The 18,264-nt window shown below is 60.7% G+C and carries 11 protein-coding genes; 3 read left to right on the forward strand and 8 right to left on the reverse strand.

Translation table 11 applies throughout. The features are described from left to right. Positions 1-59: 59 nt before the first annotated feature. Positions 60-3,410 (forward strand): hypothetical protein, encoded by a 3,351-nt coding sequence (locus LAP85_13435; protein ID MBZ5497398.1) that lies wholly within the window; start codon positions 60-62, stop codon positions 3,408-3,410. A 134-nt stretch (positions 3,411-3,544) separates the two neighbouring features. Here LAP85_13435 and LAP85_13440 read toward each other — a convergent pair whose 3' ends face one another. The 4 genes from LAP85_13440 to LAP85_13455 all read right to left on the reverse strand — a co-directional run bounded on the left by LAP85_13440 (position 3,545) and on the right by LAP85_13455 (position 9,788). Further along, positions 3,545-6,463 (reverse strand): Zn-dependent exopeptidase M28, encoded by a 2,919-nt coding sequence (locus tag LAP85_13440; GenBank protein MBZ5497399.1) that lies wholly within the window; start codon positions 6,461-6,463, stop codon positions 3,545-3,547. Positions 6,464-6,546: 83 nt separating this feature from the next. Further along, positions 6,547-6,777: a hypothetical protein gene (locus LAP85_13445; GenBank protein ID MBZ5497400.1), complete on the reverse strand. Its 231-nt coding sequence runs from the start codon at positions 6,775-6,777 to the stop codon at positions 6,547-6,549. Next, a complete protein-coding gene (locus LAP85_13450; protein ID MBZ5497401.1) occupies positions 6,774-7,352 on the reverse strand; it encodes a hypothetical protein in 579 nt (192 codons plus the stop codon). The genes LAP85_13445 and LAP85_13450 overlap by 4 nt, the downstream gene beginning before the upstream one ends. Positions 7,353-7,388: 36 nt before the next feature. Then, positions 7,389-9,788: a VWA domain-containing protein gene (locus LAP85_13455; GenBank protein MBZ5497402.1), complete on the reverse strand. Its 2,400-nt coding sequence runs from the start codon at positions 9,786-9,788 to the stop codon at positions 7,389-7,391. 440 nt (positions 9,789-10,228) lie between these two features. On the opposite strand from LAP85_13455, the gene LAP85_13460 reads away from it, so the two are divergent. Both LAP85_13460 and LAP85_13465 read left to right on the forward strand, forming a co-directional pair. Then, a complete protein-coding gene (locus LAP85_13460) occupies positions 10,229-12,346 on the forward strand; it encodes a M3 family metallopeptidase (GenBank protein ID MBZ5497403.1) in 2,118 nt (705 codons plus the stop codon). Between the two features lie 301 nt (positions 12,347-12,647). Beyond that, the gene (locus tag LAP85_13465) at positions 12,648-13,451 is read left to right on the forward strand and encodes an energy transducer TonB (protein MBZ5497404.1); all 804 of its coding nucleotides are present in this window, start codon (positions 12,648-12,650) and stop codon (positions 13,449-13,451) included. A gap of 226 nt (positions 13,452-13,677) precedes the next feature. Here LAP85_13465 and LAP85_13470 read toward each other — a convergent pair whose 3' ends face one another. The 4 genes from LAP85_13470 to LAP85_13485 form a co-directional block, all read right to left on the reverse strand. After that, positions 13,678-14,883, reverse strand: coding sequence for a PKD domain-containing protein (locus tag LAP85_13470; protein ID MBZ5497405.1), 1,206 nt, complete (start codon positions 14,881-14,883; stop codon positions 13,678-13,680). Between the two features lie 186 nt (positions 14,884-15,069). Next, positions 15,070-15,819 (reverse strand): methyltransferase domain-containing protein, encoded by a 750-nt coding sequence (locus LAP85_13475; GenBank protein ID MBZ5497406.1) that lies wholly within the window; start codon positions 15,817-15,819, stop codon positions 15,070-15,072. A gap of 57 nt (positions 15,820-15,876) precedes the next feature. Further along, entirely contained in the window at positions 15,877-17,376 is a 1,500-nt protein-coding gene (locus LAP85_13480) for a response regulator (protein MBZ5497407.1), read from the reverse strand. A gap of 48 nt (positions 17,377-17,424) precedes the next feature. Next, on the reverse strand, positions 17,425-18,264 hold the full coding sequence (locus tag LAP85_13485; GenBank protein MBZ5497408.1) for a hypothetical protein: 840 nt from the start codon (positions 18,262-18,264) through the stop codon (positions 17,425-17,427).

The following is an 18,264-nucleotide window of genomic DNA, read 5'->3' on the forward strand; positions in this document are numbered from 1 at the left end:
GGTTAGATATGGTATACCTCTCAGCCGTCAATCATCACCTGCTCCTGAGGAGGGTTTGGATGAATTACCGCGCATGTCACGTCTGGACGTTGATTCTTGTCTGCACGGCTCTCTCGTCGAGTGGCTGCGCCCGCAAGAGCGAAATGAACCGCATCGTGATCAACGTCACCCAGGCCGGGACCGCAGCGACCTACATCAACGGCTACCGCAAGGCATTAAGCGGACAAGTGCTGGCATACCATTCCTCCCATCCGGATGCGGATTCCGCGCTGCTGGCCCGGGCCAACAAAGAAGCGCCCACGATCAGCTGGGAAACGGATCCCGTCCCTGCCGCGGCCGAGGGGGACTACTACCAGCTGGTCTGGCTCGCGGGGCTCGAACGGGAAGGATGGCCGGGCAGGGAAGCACACACATTCGACTTCTATGTCAATGGCGATCGATGGTTCACCTTCAAAAACCTGAAGGACGCCAATGCCGGGAAATGGAAAGTCGCCGGGGAACGCGGCGCCGAACTGTCGTTCGAGGCAACGATCGTGGATAGAGCCGGGGACCTCTTCGGCTATATGTTCCTGCGGATTCCGAGGAGCGAAGTCAAACCGGGTGCGCCGTTGACTCTGCAGGTAACCGGAAGGGACGCGAACAGCCTCGACTGGTACATGACTTTGCAGTACAGCTTCCAGTTCAATCCGAGTGTGCGCGCCGAGCCGGCGCTCACCCAGAACGGAACCGAGCCCAAGCGGCTTCTCCGGCTGAGCTTCGACAACCTGCAGGAAGGCCGGACCATCGAAGTCAGCGCCGAGGGCATGGAAGCGATCCGGCAGCCTCTCAACATCGGTGCCAACACCCTCTACCTGTCCATCCCGGCGATCACGCCCATACGCGAAATCCCGGTAGTGATCAGCATCAACGGCCAAATCATCCAACGGTTGCCCCTGTGGCTGCGGCCGGTCAACAGACGCGAGATTTACCTTCTTTCTTACTCGCACAACGACATCGGTTACACGGATATTCAGCCGGTCATCGAAAAGAAACAGTGGGCAAACCTCGACGAGGCCTTGCGGATCATCAAGCAAACCCGGAGCTATCCGTATGAAGCGCGCTACAAGTGGAACCTCGAAGTCATGTGGCCGCTCGAAGGCTACTTGAAACAGGCTTCCGAGCAGAAATGCCAGGAGGTCATTCAAGCCGTGCGTGAAGGCGATATCGGACTGAATGCCCTCTATGCCAACGTGCTGACCGGGCTTGCCAATGCGGCCGAGATGAGTCACTTCACCGACTATGCGCGCCGCTTTGCGGAGCAGTACGGCATCCCCGTTACCACCGCCCTTGTTTCCGACATCCCAGGTTTCAGCTGGGGCATCGTGCCCGCGCTGGCGCACAGCGGGGTGAAATTTTTCGCCAGCGCCCCGAACTCCGGCGACCGCATCGGCTTTGTCCTCAAGCAGTGGGGTGACAAGCCCTTCTATTGGACGTCCCAGTCAGGCGCAGAGAAGGTGCTGATGTGGGTGGCGGGCGCGAGCTATGCGAGCTTTCACGAAGGGGACCTGGCGAGACTCGGAGACGAAAAGGTGCTGAAGCTCACGAGGAAGCTGGATGAGGACGGTTATCCCTATGAGATTCTCCAGCTCCCCTACACCATAGGCGGCGACAACGGCCCCCCCGACGCCAACCTTTCCGATTTTGTCAGGAAATGGAACGAGCGCTACGCCTCGCCGCGGCTCATCATCGCCACGCACGCGCAGATGTTCGCGGAATTCGAAAGGCGCTACGGCTCAGGCCTCCCGGTCTTTAAAGGAGACTTCACTCCGTACTGGGAGGACGGAGCCGCGTCTACGGCTGCCGAAACCGCGTTGAGTCGCCGCGCGGCCGACCGCCTCATCCAGGGCGAGGCGCTCTGGGCCATCGCCGCGCCCGCCTCCTATCCGGAGCGGGAATATCAGGCAGCCTGGCGAAACGTGGTGCTGTGGGACGAACACACCTGGGGAGCCCATAACAGCGTCTCCGATCCTGATCTTCCTTCCGTACAGGAACAGTGGCGGATCAAGCGCCAGTTTGCGCTCGATGCCGAGAGCATGTCGCAGGCTCTGCTCGCTCGACTGTGCGCTCCGCCTCCGAGCCCGCTGCGCGAGATTGCGGTCGACGTTTACAACACCAATTCCTGGCCGCGCACCGACATTGTGCTGCTATCGCGCCAACAGAGCGCCGCCGGAGACGCGGTGGTCGACGGAAGTGGAGCAGCCGTCCGATCCCAGCGCCTCTCTACCGGCGAGCTCGCTGTATTGCTCGAAAATGTTCCTCCTCTTTCTGCCAGGCGGATCTTCATCCGGCCGGGAAAGGCGGGCAACCGGGGCAACTGCAGGGCAACTGCCGGAACACTGGCCAACTCCCTGCTTTCGCTGTCCATCGATTCCAGGTACGGCACGATTGAGAGCCTCACGTGGGGGGAGAAGAAACTGGAGCTGGTGGATCGTGCCAAGGGCCCGGGCCTCAATCAGTACCTGTACGTGCCTGGCAAAGACGCGCTCCAGGCGCGACAACTCGCCGCCGTCAAAGTGAGAGTGACGGAGAGCGGCAATCTCGTCGCCTCCCTGCTTGTTGAAGCGCAAGCGCCGGGGGCCAGGAAGTATGCCGCAGAGTATCGCGTCATCGATGGCATCGCCCGCGTGGACATCATCAACCGGATCGACAAGCTGGCAGTGCGCACGAAAGAAGCCGTCCACATCGCGTTTCCGTTCCTGGTCCCGGGCGGACAGTTGCGCTACGATGTCGCAGACGGCATCGTGCGGCCCGAATCGGACCAGTTGCCGGGCGCATGCAAAAACTTCTTTTCGGTTCAGAGCTGGGTCGATATATCCAACAGCGACCATGGCGTTACCTGGACCACCGCCGACGCTCCCCTGATCGAGATCGGCACCATCACGGCAGAGCACCCGTGGGCTCAATCGGCCCAATCATCACCTGTGATCTATTCCTACGCGATGAACAATTATTGGCACACGAACTACAAGGCCGACCAGGAAGGGCCGGTGACCTTCCGATTTTCGTTATTTCCCCATGCCGGCTTCCGGCCGGAGGAATCTGCCCGCATCGGCAGAGAAGCCAGAGAACCCCTGGTCGTTCTGCCTGCCGACACGGCGGCGCCACCCCCGCCGTCGTTGCTCCGCGTCAGGCCCGCGCAGGTCCTGGTTTCGTCGCTTGAGCCTCTCGCGGGCGGCCAGGCGTGGCTTATCTATTTGTACAATCCGACGGCCACAGCCCAAGGAGCCACACTGGAGTGGAACCGAACTCCTGCCGTTACCATACGCCTGAGCGACAGTGCCGGGAAAGCCGGCGCAAAGGTCAGCGGCAACCTGAAAATCGCGCCATGGGGTAGCGCAATTGTGCGGGTCGACAAGGAGCGGAGCCGGTAAATCCGCACTATGGTATTCGTGGAAGCGGCCCGCGAGGACGGCAGCCACTCAGGCATACGACGGCATGATCCTGCTTTTCCGCTTGCATGAAACGCGGCGTCGTGCGGCCGCCTTTCAAAGCGATTTCGGCGCGCTTAGGGGACGGTGGCGGCGCGGACGACGGACTCTATGGTAATGGCAACCACTGCGGAGCCGTAGTCAAGGTCGATGTTCGCCATGGTGTCGTGGCTGTCGTGGTAGCCGGCGCGGTTGATGTCGTAGTTTTCCATAAAAAGCACCACCGGGATACCAACGTCGGAGAAAATCTGACCGTCGGTGTTGTAGAGAGTGCTCCTTGAGTCATATGGCAACCGCACCTCTCCGTGAAGAACGGGATGCTCCGCGATCCTGGGGATCGTGTTGCCGTCGGCGCTGCGGCACCCGCGCCCGCGACCCCTTCTTGAGGCGCGCCGGTTCCACATTCCGGTGAGGCTGTTCCAGGCTTCATTGGCGCGATGAGCCCGATAGGCAAGGCGGAGCGACTCGGCCCCGGCGCCCGGGGCAATCTGGAAGATATCCCGGGCGTGGTCGTTGTTGTGGGCGACCATGTCGAGAACATACACGCCCTGTACCTGCACCCGCGACAGATCGCGGCTGCGTCCTCCGGCGAGATGGATCTTCAACGTCCCTTCGACCAGTTGACGGCATAGCTGCCGCGCACCCATGCAGTCGGAGGGAAACTCCTCCCCGGTAAGGTGAACCAGCCAGACGTCACAGCCCAGGTTGCCCGCACAGCTCAAGCGGCACAACACCGGCGCAGCCAGCATAAGGGCGGCGGTCGCGGAGTGATTGTCATCGGCCCCGGCAGCCGCGATCCGGGCGCCTGAACCACCGCGCGCCTTGTCGTATACGTCCTCCATGTAGGCCGTGTCGTAGTGGTCGGCCATGATTACAGCCCTGCGGCGATCCCGACCCGGAATGACCACCAGCAGGTTCCGCTCATGTGTGCGCTCCTGCTGGTTGCTGAGCCAACCGCCCGACCAATCAAAATCGAAGTCGGTCTTCCATCGGAACGGGAGCTCTCCCACAAGGATTTTCCCTCCCAAACCGCAGGCAGACACCACCTGCGCATAGTGCGCGAGCAAGTAGTCTCCGAGGGCTTCCAGATCGCGGTGATGATGATGGAGCATCTTGAGCGTGACCGGATCGCGCACGCAGTCGGCGTTGCACTTATTGACAAACGCGCCTGCAGCCAGCTTCCGGATCGTATTCCAATATCTGGTCTCGAAAGACCTGTTCGCCGTGTAGCCATAGGTTAGTGAATCAACCGGCGCCTTGGGTGCGCTCACAATCGATGGCGACGCTTGCGTTTCGAGCAGTCGGCCGATTTCCGCGGCAAGCCGCCGGCCCCTCACTGGCTCGGTTGCACGCACGGAGAGTGATTCCAGCCAGTCATCGAGCGACTCATACTTGCCCAGCGTCAGCAGCCGGTGCGCAAAGGTGCGGGGCAGAGGATGCATTCCGACCGACGCCGCGACATCAAAAAGCTTGCGCACGTTCTGGGCAGTCTGGTGCGGATGCCGGTCATCCGGCGACTGCTCGAAAAGCTGCGACGCAGCCAGGTGATTCTCGCGCTCCAGAAGACGCGGCCAGAGTTCGACCGGACGTTCCTTAGTGAGCCGATCCGTGCGGTAAGCTGTCAAAAATCCCGGGGGCCAATCCTGGAGCAATACCGGCTCCCCGGTTGCAGGCGACTGGTATGCAACCAACGGGCGATGCCAGTAGACCTCATGCAGGCCGACACGCATCGCCGGAAACTGAAACCGGTAGCCGAACATGCCGCCCGCACTCACGACCTGAAAGGCCCGGCGAATCTCCGCGGAAGCGGCGTGGGGGCCGTCAAGAAGGAGATGGTAGTCGTGCGTCCAGATCTGGGCATTGCGTGCCATCGGCTTGCCGTAGAGTTCTACGTCATCCGGTCGGGCGCTGAAGAGGACGTGCGCCAGTTTGTCTTCGCGCGCCAGCACGGCAGTTTCGTCTTCGTGGCGGTGCACACGCGCCCAGCGATGAGTCCTGATATAAGTGTTCCGGAAAGGAGCATGAAGGTCACCGGATTCGGATTGCCCGGATCCCGGTTCGTGGAGCCAGCCCGACTGCGGGATGCGCAATCCCTGCGGACCCTCATGACGCGAAACGGAGTGGAGCAACGGTATCTGGAGCGCGAGCGGAAGCTCCCGTTGCAGCTGCAGATATGCGGGCGCTCCCCAAAACAACAAACTGCCGGGGAAAGGCAACAGGTGAAGCCTGCCTTCGAGATAGGCACCGCGCACGGGGGGCGGCAGCTTGCTGAAGGGCGTAAAGGTCAGCATGTAGTGCACACCGTCCAGCGACTGTCCGGCAGTCCACAGGTAGGGCGACGTCCAGCTTGGATGCGGGTCATCGCTTGCCGGTGCGTGATCCCCAATCAGAATGCGAAATCCGGCGCGATATAACTCACCCGAAGAAGTGAGGGGCGCGCCGTAAACTTCACCGACCAACTTGCAGATGAAACCCAACGCATGTTCTTCCGGCAGTTCGCTTCCCGGCGAGGTGTAGAATCCTCTCCAGAAAGCCCGGGAGGGCCCCTGTTCACTGCCGCCGAAAAGGGTCCAGCGTACGCGGCCCTTGTCGTCCTGCGACCGCGACAGCGCCAGCGGCAGGATGATGACGAATCGTTCGTGGGCCAGCGCCCCTGCATGGCGGGCAAGCTCTTCGGGCCAATAGGGATTGTCGAGCAGCTTGATTCTGGAAATCCCGTGCGCCGGTTCGCCGCGGGCAAGATGCACCAGCACCTTCAGGATCTGCTGAGCCACGGAGTGCAATCCCGGCACGAGTTGGAAGGCTTCTTCATACTCCGTTACCGGCCAGCCCCAAGGATCCTCCTCGGCGAAAAAACCGCTGTCCCGGCGCGTGTATGGACTGAACCCCAGGCGCGGCGGGGGCATGAACTCCGAGTACGCTTCGATCGGAAAGTTACCTTTCCCTGCAAATTTGTCTGCATTGAGAAGTAGTCGTTTCCATCCCTGGATGGGCATACAGGAACCTCAAAATGAGTGACAAGTCATAGTGATGAGGACCAAACTGGCAGCTGCTGGCATTTGCGGCCACTCATGACTCATCACTGCTGTTTAAGCCGTTCCAGGACGGCCCGGACGGTTGTGCTCAAACCGGCGGGATTGAGCGCACGCTCGATGAGGCGGCTCTCCAGCTGACGCGCGCACGCAGCCTCCCGGTCTTCTGGCGAGAGGTCCCACCAGGCCGGCGACGGCAGGATGCGGCCCCAGGCATTGCGTTCCCGGAAAGCGGAGGCAGCCTGCTCGATCAATAGGCCTCCCGGATCGACGGTCATGACAGGACCTCCTCGAGGCGCACTCCACGCCTCTCCAGGCAAGCTCGAAGCAGCCTGCGTGCCCGGACGATGTTTTGAAGAAAGGTGTTCACCTTCATGCGCAGGGTCCGCGCAAGTTCGCGATCCGGAAGGACTCCCTCGCGCACACGAGCCGACAGCGCCTTCTGAGCCTGCCTGGGCAAGCGCCCCATACAGTCCTGGATAGCGCGGGCCAGGGCAGGATCGGGCGGATCAGGCTCGACACGTCCTTCGGGCAGGCTATCCAGAGAATCCAGGTCGACAAACCGGTCCTGGCGGCACCTCCGGATTTCCTCGAAAGCTACATTGCGCGCCACCGCAAAGGCGAACTTGACCGCGGCGTTGGGTCCTTCCAGCAGCCGCTGACGGTCATCGGCCACAAGCCACATGCGCACGAACGTCTCCTGGAGCACGACTTCCACGTCGGCAGCGCGGGCATAGCGCTGCAGGCTGCGGCGTAAGGGGATTTCTACCATCCCCATCCACTCCGCAAAGGCCTCCCGATCCCCCGACCGGGCACGTCGAAACGCCTCGTCTGCACGCTCCATATTCGTCATCAAGTAATCCCCTTAAGAGCAGTCTGCGCGCTTGACTTACGGCCCGAGCATGATGTGCAAATTGACCTCTCCGGCTCCGGGCTCGGTCCAAGTGAGCTGCGCCTCGCCGTGAAGCCAGCTGTACTGATCCTCAAGCTTCAGAGCCATGCGGACCGTGAGCCCCAAATGATGCGGTCCCGGCGGGCTGCTTTCCTGGCCGACCAGCGTTGCGTCACGGACCGTACCGTCGCCGAAGGATACACGCACCATGGCGCCGTCATCCGGAAGCAGGAATCCCGCTGTGGGCACTTCGAACTCGAAAATCAGGATCGGACCGTCTACCCGCAAGACGCGTGCCTCGAATATTTCCAGCAGGGCGGGCTCACCCTTTCCTTCGGGTAGATAGCGCTCCACATCCTCCCATTGCTGGCTGGGAGCGAGTTCGTGACTTTCATCCTTCTCCTCACGATCCTCCGTACCATAGCCAAAGGCTTTTTCGAAGAGCCCCAAACTCGGCATTGCCCTGTATATCCTTGGCACTGCCGGCGGGGCATATGCGGCCGCCCTGATCGACGGCAACAACCCGACTCCTTCGGCCGAAACCTCGGCTGGGACTTCCACGGCTAACCGCTCGCGGCGGCGCGGGTCCTTGGGATCGACCGTCGGGTCCTCGGAAATCGCAATCAGGCTTGTCTTCCGGCTGGCGATGCCGTGGCGCAGCCCGAGAGCCTCGATCCTCGCTTCAAACGCCGCGGCTTCCCGGCCTTTGACAGCTGCCAGCTGCAGTTCGAGATCCTCGATTGCCTCCCGCCCGTACAATGCGCCAAGTGGGAGAACGGTCTGATTTAACGCACTGGGGATCATGTCAGCAGTCAGCTCTGCCTCTTTGACCCCGGGAATTTCAACTCGGCGGGTCCAGGACCCCGAATGGTCCATTAGCCTCCCCTGGATCTCCAAACTTCCGCCGGCAATAGAGATCTCGGCCAGAAGCACCTGAGGCTGCCCCTCCAGGACATCTTGTGGTCGTGCGGGCGCCAACGCGACCAGGGCCGATCCTTTCACTTCCAGGTCGGTCAGTACCGGCCGGACCGTGGCCTGCAGGAGGCGGCGCGAGGCGGCGCGGGCGTCGTCGTCATCTCCAACCAGAATCTCGACACCTCTGCCGGCACGGGCGGCGCCGCGGGTGAGGGTCCGGTTGGGTGCGGCCCCGATGCCGACGGCATGAAGCCGGGCGCCTGGAACCAGCCGGCGCAGCACTTCGCCGATCACCTCGCCCTCAAACCCGATATATCCATCGGAGAGGAGGATAACCTGCCGCTGCGAGTCGCGCCGCAGCGGCGCCAGCGCTGCAATAATGGCCTGGGCCATCTCCGTCGCCCCCCCGGCCTCGAGCCTGCCGAGCAAATCCAGGGCGCGCCGGATGTTTTTGTCGTTTGCCTCCACCGGGTGGGGAACGAGACGCTCGACGCCGCCGGCGAATGCCAGGATTTCGAACCGGTCGCCGGGGTCGAGGCTGCGCAGCAGTTCTTCCGCCACAATCTTCGCCCGGTCGAGGGGACGTCCCGACATCGAGCCGCTGGCATCGATGAGGAGGGTCAGGTCGCGGGAGAAGCCTTTGGGAACGGCCGCAGGAGGTGTCAGAGTGAGCAGAATGTAGCGGCCGTCGTCGCAGGGAAGCCCTCTTCCTTCCACGAAGCGCACGCCAACCTCCTGTTGGGTGGCGCACCAGCGGATCACCAGATCACGGTCGAGCTTCATTTCGTCCCGCAAGGCAATACGAACGCCGCCCTGGTGGTCTTCGAGATCGATTACCTGACCGGGTGCGTGAGGATGGAGCAAAGCGGCAGAACCATCCGCTACGAAGAGGCTTGCCACCAGCCGTACCGGCGTGCCCTCGCCGGCAGCGCGGTCGACATCAAGATTAGCAGCATCGGGAACCCGGCCCGGAGCACCTTCGTAGCGCACGTCGGGAACCGTTGGGAACCGGTACTCCCACCGTGCCGGCATTTCCCCGACGGCAGGCAGAAACACCAGTGGCTGCAGCACCTCGATCTCCACCTCCGCTGTTTCCCCCGGCGGGAGGCAGCCGAGCTTCTGCGTGAAGGTGTCGGCGCGCTCCTGCTCAAGCAGGGCGGCGGTCCGCCCATCGAGCAGGGCCTTGCGGTATGCCTCCTGCGCCTCCGCGCGCCGCTTTACTTCGCCCCGGATCATCCGCTTCCCGAGGCGGATCGTATAGCCGATCACGGCGCCGTTCGCCGGCAGCGGCAGCGTGTAGAGCACCTCCAGCGGCTCATGGTAGGGATTGTCGTAAGTCTGGGCGAAGGTTGTGGCCGCGACGCCCCCCTCCGCGCGCGCTTCAGCCCGTGCGGATTTCAAGGGATATGTGCGGCCATCCACGGAAACCAGTCCAGCGGTGCGGGTCATATAAGTGCCGGTCACTGCGCTTGCATTTGCCATATCCATCCTCCTGTTACCTGGATATGACCCGGAAGGAGCTTTTGGTGACAAAGATTCCACTGCCGGCTCAAAATAAAAGGACGTCCGGCAAACCATTACTACCATGGATTTGAACAAGGCCACCGAGGAAATTGTCGCCTGCGGCGTGGGCACATCCGAAAAGTCTCCACGCTGAGATCGCGGAGACTGCGGAACATTGATGGGTCTTGAACCCTGATTTGTCGATCTCTGCAAGCAAAGCTGCTGAACCACCAAATACGCCAAGCGCATGAAAGAGGTGTTCGTATATTTCGTGGTTGTTGATTTGGCTGTGGCTGCTTTTTTTCAGCGCGGTTCTTGGCGTCTTGGCGGTCGTGTTTATAGGCGTTGATCTGGGTCGATCCGGGGCTTTAGAATGATCCCCATATCTTAAGAGGAGGGAGCCCGCGATGTACTATCATTTGAGGTGCATTATTGTGTTGATGGCAATGATGAACTGCGTTACGTTCGGTGCGGCTGATCAAAATATAGCTGCCGACAAGAACAATCCGTTTTTCGCACCTTACACCACTCCCCTCAACACCCCGCCGTTCAACCTGATCAAGAACGAGCACTTCCTGCCGGCCATCAAGGAAGGCATCCGGCGGCAGCAGGCCGAAATCGATGCCATCGTCAACAATCCGGCCGCTCCTGCGTTTGCCAACACCCTGGGAGCGTTTGATGCCAGTGGGCAGCTCCTGTCTGAAGTAAACGCGGTTTTCAGCGCGATGCAGGGCGCAGACACTACGCCTGAGATCCAGAACATCGCAAAAGAGGTTGCGCCGCTTGCGGCGGCCCACAGCGACAACATCCGGTTGAACGAAAAACTCTTCGCACGGGTGAAGGCTGTTTACGATCAGCGAGCCAGGCTGAAGCTCACCCCGGAGGAGCAGTTTCTGCTTGAAAACACCTACCGCGACTTTGTGCGCGGGGGCGCGCTGCTGAACGAAAAACAGAAAGCCCGGCTCCGTGAACTGAACCAGCAGCTGGCGATGCTGTCGCTCAAGTTCGGCGACAACCTGCTGGCCGAGACCAACGACATCAAGCTGGTCCTCGAAAGCAGCAATGACCTGGCTGGTCTGCCTCCCTCGGTCCGGGCGATGGCCGAGGAAACGGCCCGCCAGCAGAAGATGCCCGGCAAGTGGGTCTTCACGGTGCAGGTGCCGAGCATGACCCCCTTCCTCCAGTATTCGACAAGGCGCGATCTGCGTGAAAAGTTGTATCGCGGTTACATCATGCGCGGCGACCGCGGCAACGAGCGCGACAACAAGGACATCGTCCGCCAGATCGTCAACCTGCGCAGCGAGAAGGCGAAGCTGCTCGGATATCCCACTCATGCCGCGTTCGTCGTGGAAACCAACATGGCCAGGACACCCAAGGCCGTGGATGACTTCCTCATGAGACTGTGGACCCCGGCGATAGCGCGTTCCAAGAGTGAGGTGGCCGATATGCAGGCCATCATTGACCGCGAAGGCGGCAAATTCAAGCTCGCCCCGTGGGACTGGTGGTATTACGCCGAGAAGGTGCGCCAGGAAAAGTACGCACTGGACGATGCCGCCCTGCGCCCCTATTTTAAACTCGAGAATGTGCGCCAGGGCATCTTCACGCTGTGCGAGAAACTTTACGGCCTCAAGTTCACCGAACGGAGCGACATTCCTGTTTACAATCCGGAAGTCCAGGTGTTCGAGGTGCGCGAAGCCGGCGGCAGTTACGTGGGGGTTTTGTACATGGATTTCCACCCCCGTCCGGGCAAACGCGGCGGCGCCTGGTCAAGTGCGTTCCGGCGGGAATACTACGACAAGGGCAAGCGTGTGGCGCCCCTCTCCACCATTACCTGCAATTTCACGCGCCCTACGGCCAACGCTCCCTCGCTGCTCAGCGTGGACGAGGCGAAGACCTTCGCCCACGAATTCGGGCATACGCTGGCGACTCTGCTCTCGGACTGCACGTTCCGCGGCCGCACAGTACCACGAGATGCGGTCGAGCTCCCCTCACAGATCATGGAGAACTGGATGCTGGAGCCGGAGTTGCTCACCACCTATGCCAGGCATTACCAGACCGGCGCCGTCATTCCGGCCGAACTCGTCAAGAACCTCGAGAACAGCAGCCTCTTCAACCAGGGCTTCGAGACTGTGGAATACCTTGCGGCTTCGCTTCTCGATATGAAATGGCACGAGCTGGCCGCGCCTCAGCCCGACGTGGATGTAGACAAATTTGAAACCCAGGCCATGACCGGCATCGGCCTCATCCCTGAGATTACGCCCCGCTACCGGAGCACGTATTTCAACCACATCTTCAACGGCGGCTATTCGGCCGGATATTACGTTTACATCTGGGCCGCGCAGCTGGATGCCGACGCCTTCGAAGCCTTCAGGGAGAAGGGTCTGTTCGATAAGGCGACAGCGACCGCATTCCGCAAAAGCGTGCTCGAAAAGTACGGCGCCCTCGATCTCATGACTCAGTACAAGGCGTTCCGCGGCGCCGAGCCCAAGATCGAACCGCTGCTGAAACGCCGCGGCCTGCTGGATATCAAGAAGTAGATAATCAGGGGACTCGCGATCCGCACCACATCCATCGATGGAGAAGTTTAAGGAAACTTTTGCGAGACTTGAGGGTTAGGTCCTAAAGAGATGGGGATTTGGCTCATGCGGGGAGGCCTGGTTGTCTCGATAACGCTCATGACTCTCCTCGCGGGGTGCGGCGGCAAAAGCAGTTCCGGCAGCGTTTCCCCTGCAGCTCCTGTCGTCCTATTAGCCCTACAATTCATGGTTGCCTTTATTTGCGGAACTTGTGGGAGAGGATCGTGTCTAATCAGGGAAATCCTGACCGGAGGTATCCACCATGACCGGACTCAGATTGATTGTCAGCCTCGCAGCGATTGTTGCGCTTCTGGCCCGGTCCGGCGGCTTTGCCGCATCCTGCTCTACCCTTTTGGCCTGCGCGCCGGCCGCGGCGCAGGTGGATCAGGGCGCCCCTCGGCAGGGCGTTCAAGTTTTATTCGGTTTCCATAATGCCAACCTGCAGGAAGCTCTGCCTGAATTTGGCCGCTTGCTGGATCTGGGTTCGGTCCGGGTTGATCCAGAAGTCAGAGGGACTCTGACCATTGAAAGCTCGAGCCCTGTGTCAAGGGAGGATGCATTCCAGCTGTTTCTCAGGGTTCTGCGCGACCACAAGGCGGTGCTGGTTCAAACGACGGAACCGACGAAGATCTATACGGTCGTACCCGCTGCGCAAGGCCTCCCGCGGCATTCCGAACTGGTTACGGATCTGCCGCCGGCATTTCCCGGCCCGTATTCCAGCACGGTTCCTGGCGTCGAGAGCCCGACACGCGAACCTCTGCGCGTCGGCGGCAACATCCAGGAATTGAAGCTCATCAAGAAGGTCGCGCCGGTTTACCCTGAACCGGCCACGCGGATGCGCGTTGCCCGACCTCTCCTGCTGCGGGTGCTGCTGAACGAACTGGGAGAAGTGGCGAACGTCAGGATTTACGGTGGAGGCCATCCGCTGCTTCAACTGCCGGCCGTGGAAGCAGTAAAGCAGTGGCGTTATTCCCCGACCTACGTGAATGGTGAAGCTGTCCCGGTGATTACGACCGTAAGGATAGATTTCGACCCGCGAAACCCGCAGCGTCTACCGTCCCACTGATATCTCCTGAGGGCAACTTTTGCCGGAGACCTCCGGGATCCGGGGGTTGCGAAGTTTTTCCCGTCTTTCTGACAGAATGGGTCAAGTCACTCTATAGAACCACGAAATACGCGAAACCCACGATAAAGAATTTTTGGGTTTTGTGTATTTCGTGGTTGCTGATACGGCTGCGGCTCCGGGACCATGCTAAGATTATCCGCGGTTTCCTTTGCATGTGCCCGGCGGCTCAATGAACTGCCAGCAGGATCTCGGCACGGCGGTTTTCTTTGCGCCCGGCCTCAGTCTTGATATCGCCGACAGTGCTGGCACCGCCATCCGTAGCCGTGATCCGGGACGCATCGATCCCTTTGCTCACCAGGTAATCCGCTATCGCCTGTGCCCGCTTCTGACCCAGCCCTTTGACCCTCGCCTCGCGTCTGGAACCATCCGTATAGCCGGCCACCGAGGCGCGCAGTTGCGGATCATTCTTCATCTGCACGGCAACGCTATCGAGGATTGCCTTGGCAACATTGTTCGGGCGGAACTGGTTCTCCGCAAAGCCCGAAACGTTGATCTTCTGGCTTACGTTTACAGTCATGGTACAGGACGCCCTGCCGCCGCGACCATTGTCCACCGTTGCCGTCACAGTGTAGGTGCCGGCATTCAGACCGGCCGCGTCGAAAGAAGCGCTCTGCCCCGAACCGCTGACCGTGCCCCCCGTAGCACTCCAGGTAACCGTGGGCGTGGCCCTTTCCGCGACTGCCCGCACTGTAAGCTGGGCTTTGTTGCCCGATTCGATGTCCACGGTCGGCGTCTGGCACTGGATCGTGGGCGGTGGAATCGGTATTTCGCGAACCGTGACGTTGCTTGAGCAGGACGCCGTGAACTTGCCGGTGTTCACGGTCACGCCTATTGTGTAATTGCCCGGCTGCCTCCCTTCCGAACCAAACGTGAAGGTCGAGCTGCCGGCAGCCTGGGCCTGTCCGTTGATTGTCCAGGAATACGTCAGCGGCGATCCGTCCGGACTGGCGGCAGTGGCACGCACGGTAGCCGTCTCCCCGACCATGATTGATGCCGGCGATACGGAACAGGAGACCGTCGGCGGCAGGTATTTCTTGTTTACTGTGATGTCAGCCGAGCATGGAACACTATGCTTGTACTTGTCCGACACAGTGACGGTGACCGTGTACTTCCCGGGTTGCACGCCCGTGGCATCAAACGTAGCCGTATCGCCCGTTCCGGTCAATTTGCCGCCGGTCGAGGTCCATGCGTAGTTTACAGTCGCCTTTTTGCTGGGGAGCGTCACGGTGGCGCGCACAGTCGCTCTTTCATCCTGAATGATTTGCTGGGGCGAAAATGCGCAAGTCACCGTGGGCGGCCGTTTGTGACAGCCAATGGAAGGCAGCAATATCATGATAGTTGCCGCAACAGCACTTGCATGCTTGTATCTCATAACCCCTCATCCCCCAAAAGTATATTAACAGGCTGCACAGAATCTGGCACATGAAGGAGCGCATTGGAGGTGCCAGAACAGTTGTGTGAGAACGAAAACCCATCACCGCATACACGACCCGGAAACCTCTCCAGTGTAACTCTCATAAATTCAGTAGTCAAACCGATCCCGATGCCGTTTCCGATGTCAAGCAGTGATGTCTTCGTTTTTCTTGCCCATTGCGACAACCGTCAGACCGAATGGCAGAGACATCTGCGTGATCAAGGAAGCCTCACTGCTGAGAATTCGAGCGAAAAGCCGATTCATCCAATGAAATGAGATGGCCAGGTCTGACGCCTCCCGCGGGGGGAACAGTAGTTCGCTCCAGCGCTTCACTACCGCCAGGGGCATCAGCCACATGTTGGCGTAACTGAGGAATTTGCACTGCCAACCGTTCTTTTCCAGAAGGCGGCGCACCTCATCCCTGGTATAGCGGTGCTGAATGTCTACGGCCCGGTCGTGGGCCCCGCGCAGCCAGGGACAGGCCGGCAGCCGCAGCAGCACCAGCCCTCCCGGCTTCAGTACGCGTCCCAACTCCGACCAGGCTCTGGCTTCCTCCTCCCCCGGCAGCGTGCAAAGAACATCGAAAGAAGTAACCAGGTCAAAGAAATTGGATGGGAAGGGCAATTCGGCGATGGAGCCCCTTGTAAGGAGAGGGATTCCGCGCCCTTGACAATAGTGAAGAGCCCAGCGGGAGAGGTCGATCCCGAAAACCCGGCCGTACGCGCTCAGGTACCGGAAGCAGCCGCCCGTTCCGCACCCTGCGTCCAGGATTTTCAATTCCCGGGTGGGGCCAAGACACTTTTCTATCACTCGCCGGCTGATTTGTTCCATGCCCCGGTACCACCAGAGACTTTGCTCGGCCTCGTACATCAACCGGTATTCCTCTGGCTTCAACTCAGCCTCCCGGCTTTCCGAGCTGGAACAGGCAGGCAAAACGATCCAGCGTGTCCGTCAGGATCGGCTTGCGGCTTCACGCACCACAGGCGCTGTCAGGACGAACCGGCTTCCATGGCCGGGTGCGCTCTGGATCTCCAGCTTGCCCCCGATCAGGTCGAGCCGTTCACAGATGCTGAACAGCCCGAACCCTCCGCCGGTTTCGCCCGCCAGTTTAAGGCCGGCCGGATCAAATCCCGTTCCATCGTCACAGACCGTGATCTGCAGAGTACGGCCCTCGGTCTGGCGCAACGTCAGCGTCACCGAATTGACGCGTGCGTGTTTGACTGCGTTGAACAGCAATTCGCGGACGGATTCGAACAGCAGGACTTTCACATCGTCTGCGACGGGAGGGATGCCCGTTTCCGCTCTCATGTTGACGGCCAGTCCATGCTTGTCGGCCATCCATCGAGCCAACCATTCGAGGCCCGCCGGCAGCCCCAGATCATGCAGTACCGGAGGGCTCAGCTCTGCGGTCAGCGAACGGGTGGCGCTGATCGATTCGCCGAGCAGATTCTCAATTTCCTTCGCAGCCTGCTTCACCGGTCCGTCAGCCGTCATTTCCAGCATCGACACACGCAGATTCGCCGCCACCAGCAGTTGTTGGAGATGATCATGCAGGATCTGAGCCATCCGCCGGCGTTCGCGCTGCTCGGCCAGGGTCAGCTCTCCGGCCAGGGCCCGCAGTTGGCTGGCGCGGACACTTAGCTGATCCTCGGCCTGCTTCCGCTGCCGGACTTCTTCCTGGAGCGATTGGACCGTCGCGGCGAGTTCTGCCGTCCGTTGCTGAATCTTTTCTTCGAGCTGGTCATGCGCCAACTGCAGCTCGCGCAGAACCCGCTGCCGTTCGATCGCATAACGAGCGGCGCGCGAGATGTTCTCCGCCGAGGTCTTTCCTTTGATGAGGTAGTCCTGCGCGCCGGCGCGCAGGCTCTCCAGGCCCAGTTGTGCGTCCTCGAGGCCTGTCAATACGACGATGGGCAAATCGTGAAACGCAACTTGCGCGCGCCGGACCGTCTCCAGCCCGTCGCTTTCGGTCAGGCTCAGATCCAGAAAGACGACGGCAATCTGCCCGCCGGCGGCGAGCTGCCGTCCCGCGGCCAGATCGCCGCAGGTTGCGATCTCGAAGGTGCCTGCAGCCCCGGCCAGCTGTTCCTGGAATAGTGCAGCATCAGCCGGATTGTCCTCAATCAGCAATATCTTCTGAGTGGTCTTCTTCATTATCGGGGATTCCCTGTGCGAAGGCGGCAATCCGCTTAACAATTTCCTGGAGCTTCCTGAAAGGGAGAAGCAAAAGGTAGAGCCTTCTCCAGCTTCCGATTCTACCCAGATATGACCACCATTTTGTACCACGATCTTCTTACACATCGCCAGCCCGTTGCCTGTTCCAGGATATTTTTCACTTACGCGCAGCCACTGGAAGAACCAAGGTGCGTTGCCGGCTTCGGTTCGTGGGCCGGCATCGAGGCCGTTAGCCGTTGCGCTGAGAGTGCCGATGCCCACTGCCAGGGCCAACATTGCCCGGATCATGTATTTGACACTGTCACTTGCAGCGGGGTGTGTTGCTCATGGCGATGGCAGCGTGAAGTGGAAAGTTGATCCGACACCCGGCTGCGACTCAACCCAGATCCGACCGCCGTGGCGCTCCACGATCCGCTTGCAGATGGCCAGGCCGATGCCGGTGCCGGGGTATTCCCCGCGCGGGTGCAGGCGCCGGAAGATCTGGAAGACGCGTTCGTGCTGGTCCGGAGCGATGCCGATGCCGTTGTCACGCACCGAAATGACCCACCGGCCCCTGCGTCGCTCCGCGCCGACGTGGATCTCGCAGGGCTGGTTCGCCTTGCGAAACTTGATCGCATTCCCGATCAAATTCTGAAAGAGCTGCGTTAACTGGGTCTCATCGCCGGAAACGGTCGGCAGACTGTCGTGCGTAATCGTGGCGCCCGCCTCTCTGATGCTGGTCCGAAGGTTCGCCAGGGCAGCCGAAAGAGGTCCACTCGCGTCGGTGGGCCCAAATTCGCGCCTGCGCCGATCCACGCGGCTATAGGCCAGGAGGTCATTGATCAGGTCGGACATCCGGTTGGCGCTGTCCACGGCGTAGCCAATATATTCCCTGGCCTTGCCATCCAGCTGCGCTCCAAATCGTTCCAGCAGCAGATCGAGGAATCCGCTGATATTCCGGAGCGGCTCCTGGAGGTCGTGGCTGGCAGCATAGACGAACTGCCCGAGGTCCTTGTTGGATCGTTGAAGTTCTTCCTTGATCGCGGCCAATTGCTCGTTCGCCTGGGGCAGTTCCTCCTGCTCACGGATGGCGCGGATGGTCTCTTCGGCCTCTGCCAGCCGGGCCTGCAATTCCTCGTTCTCCTGCTGCAACTGCTGCCTAGTCTTTGTTCTTGCCTTGCCCAT

It is taken from the genome of Terriglobia bacterium (assembly GCA_020072565.1).
GTDB lineage: Bacteria > Acidobacteriota > UBA6911 > UBA6911 > UBA6911 > JAFNAG01.

Bases quoted from the DNA above. Each gene is read 5' to 3' on its own strand.
- LAP85_13435 (MBZ5497398.1), top strand. From the start codon at position 60: ATGAATTACCGCGCATGTCACGTCTGGACGTTGATTCTTGTCTGCACG.
- LAP85_13440 (MBZ5497399.1), bottom strand. From the start codon at position 6,463: ATGCCCATCCAGGGATGGAAACGACTACTTCTCAATGCAGACAAATTT.
- LAP85_13445 (MBZ5497400.1), bottom strand. From the start codon at position 6,777: ATGACCGTCGATCCGGGAGGCCTATTGATCGAGCAGGCTGCCTCCGCT.
- LAP85_13450 (MBZ5497401.1), bottom strand. From the start codon at position 7,352: ATGACGAATATGGAGCGTGCAGACGAGGCGTTTCGACGTGCCCGGTCG.
- LAP85_13455 (MBZ5497402.1), bottom strand. From the start codon at position 9,788: ATGGCAAATGCAAGCGCAGTGACCGGCACTTATATGACCCGCACCGCT.
- LAP85_13465 (MBZ5497404.1), top strand. From the start codon at position 12,648: ATGACCGGACTCAGATTGATTGTCAGCCTCGCAGCGATTGTTGCGCTT.
- LAP85_13470 (MBZ5497405.1), bottom strand. From the start codon at position 14,883: ATGAGATACAAGCATGCAAGTGCTGTTGCGGCAACTATCATGATATTG.
- LAP85_13480 (MBZ5497407.1), bottom strand. From the start codon at position 17,376: ATGTTGGCCCTGGCAGTGGGCATCGGCACTCTCAGCGCAACGGCTAAC.
- LAP85_13485 (MBZ5497408.1), bottom strand. From the start codon at position 18,264: ATGGGCAAGGCAAGAACAAAGACTAGGCAGCAGTTGCAGCAGGAGAAC.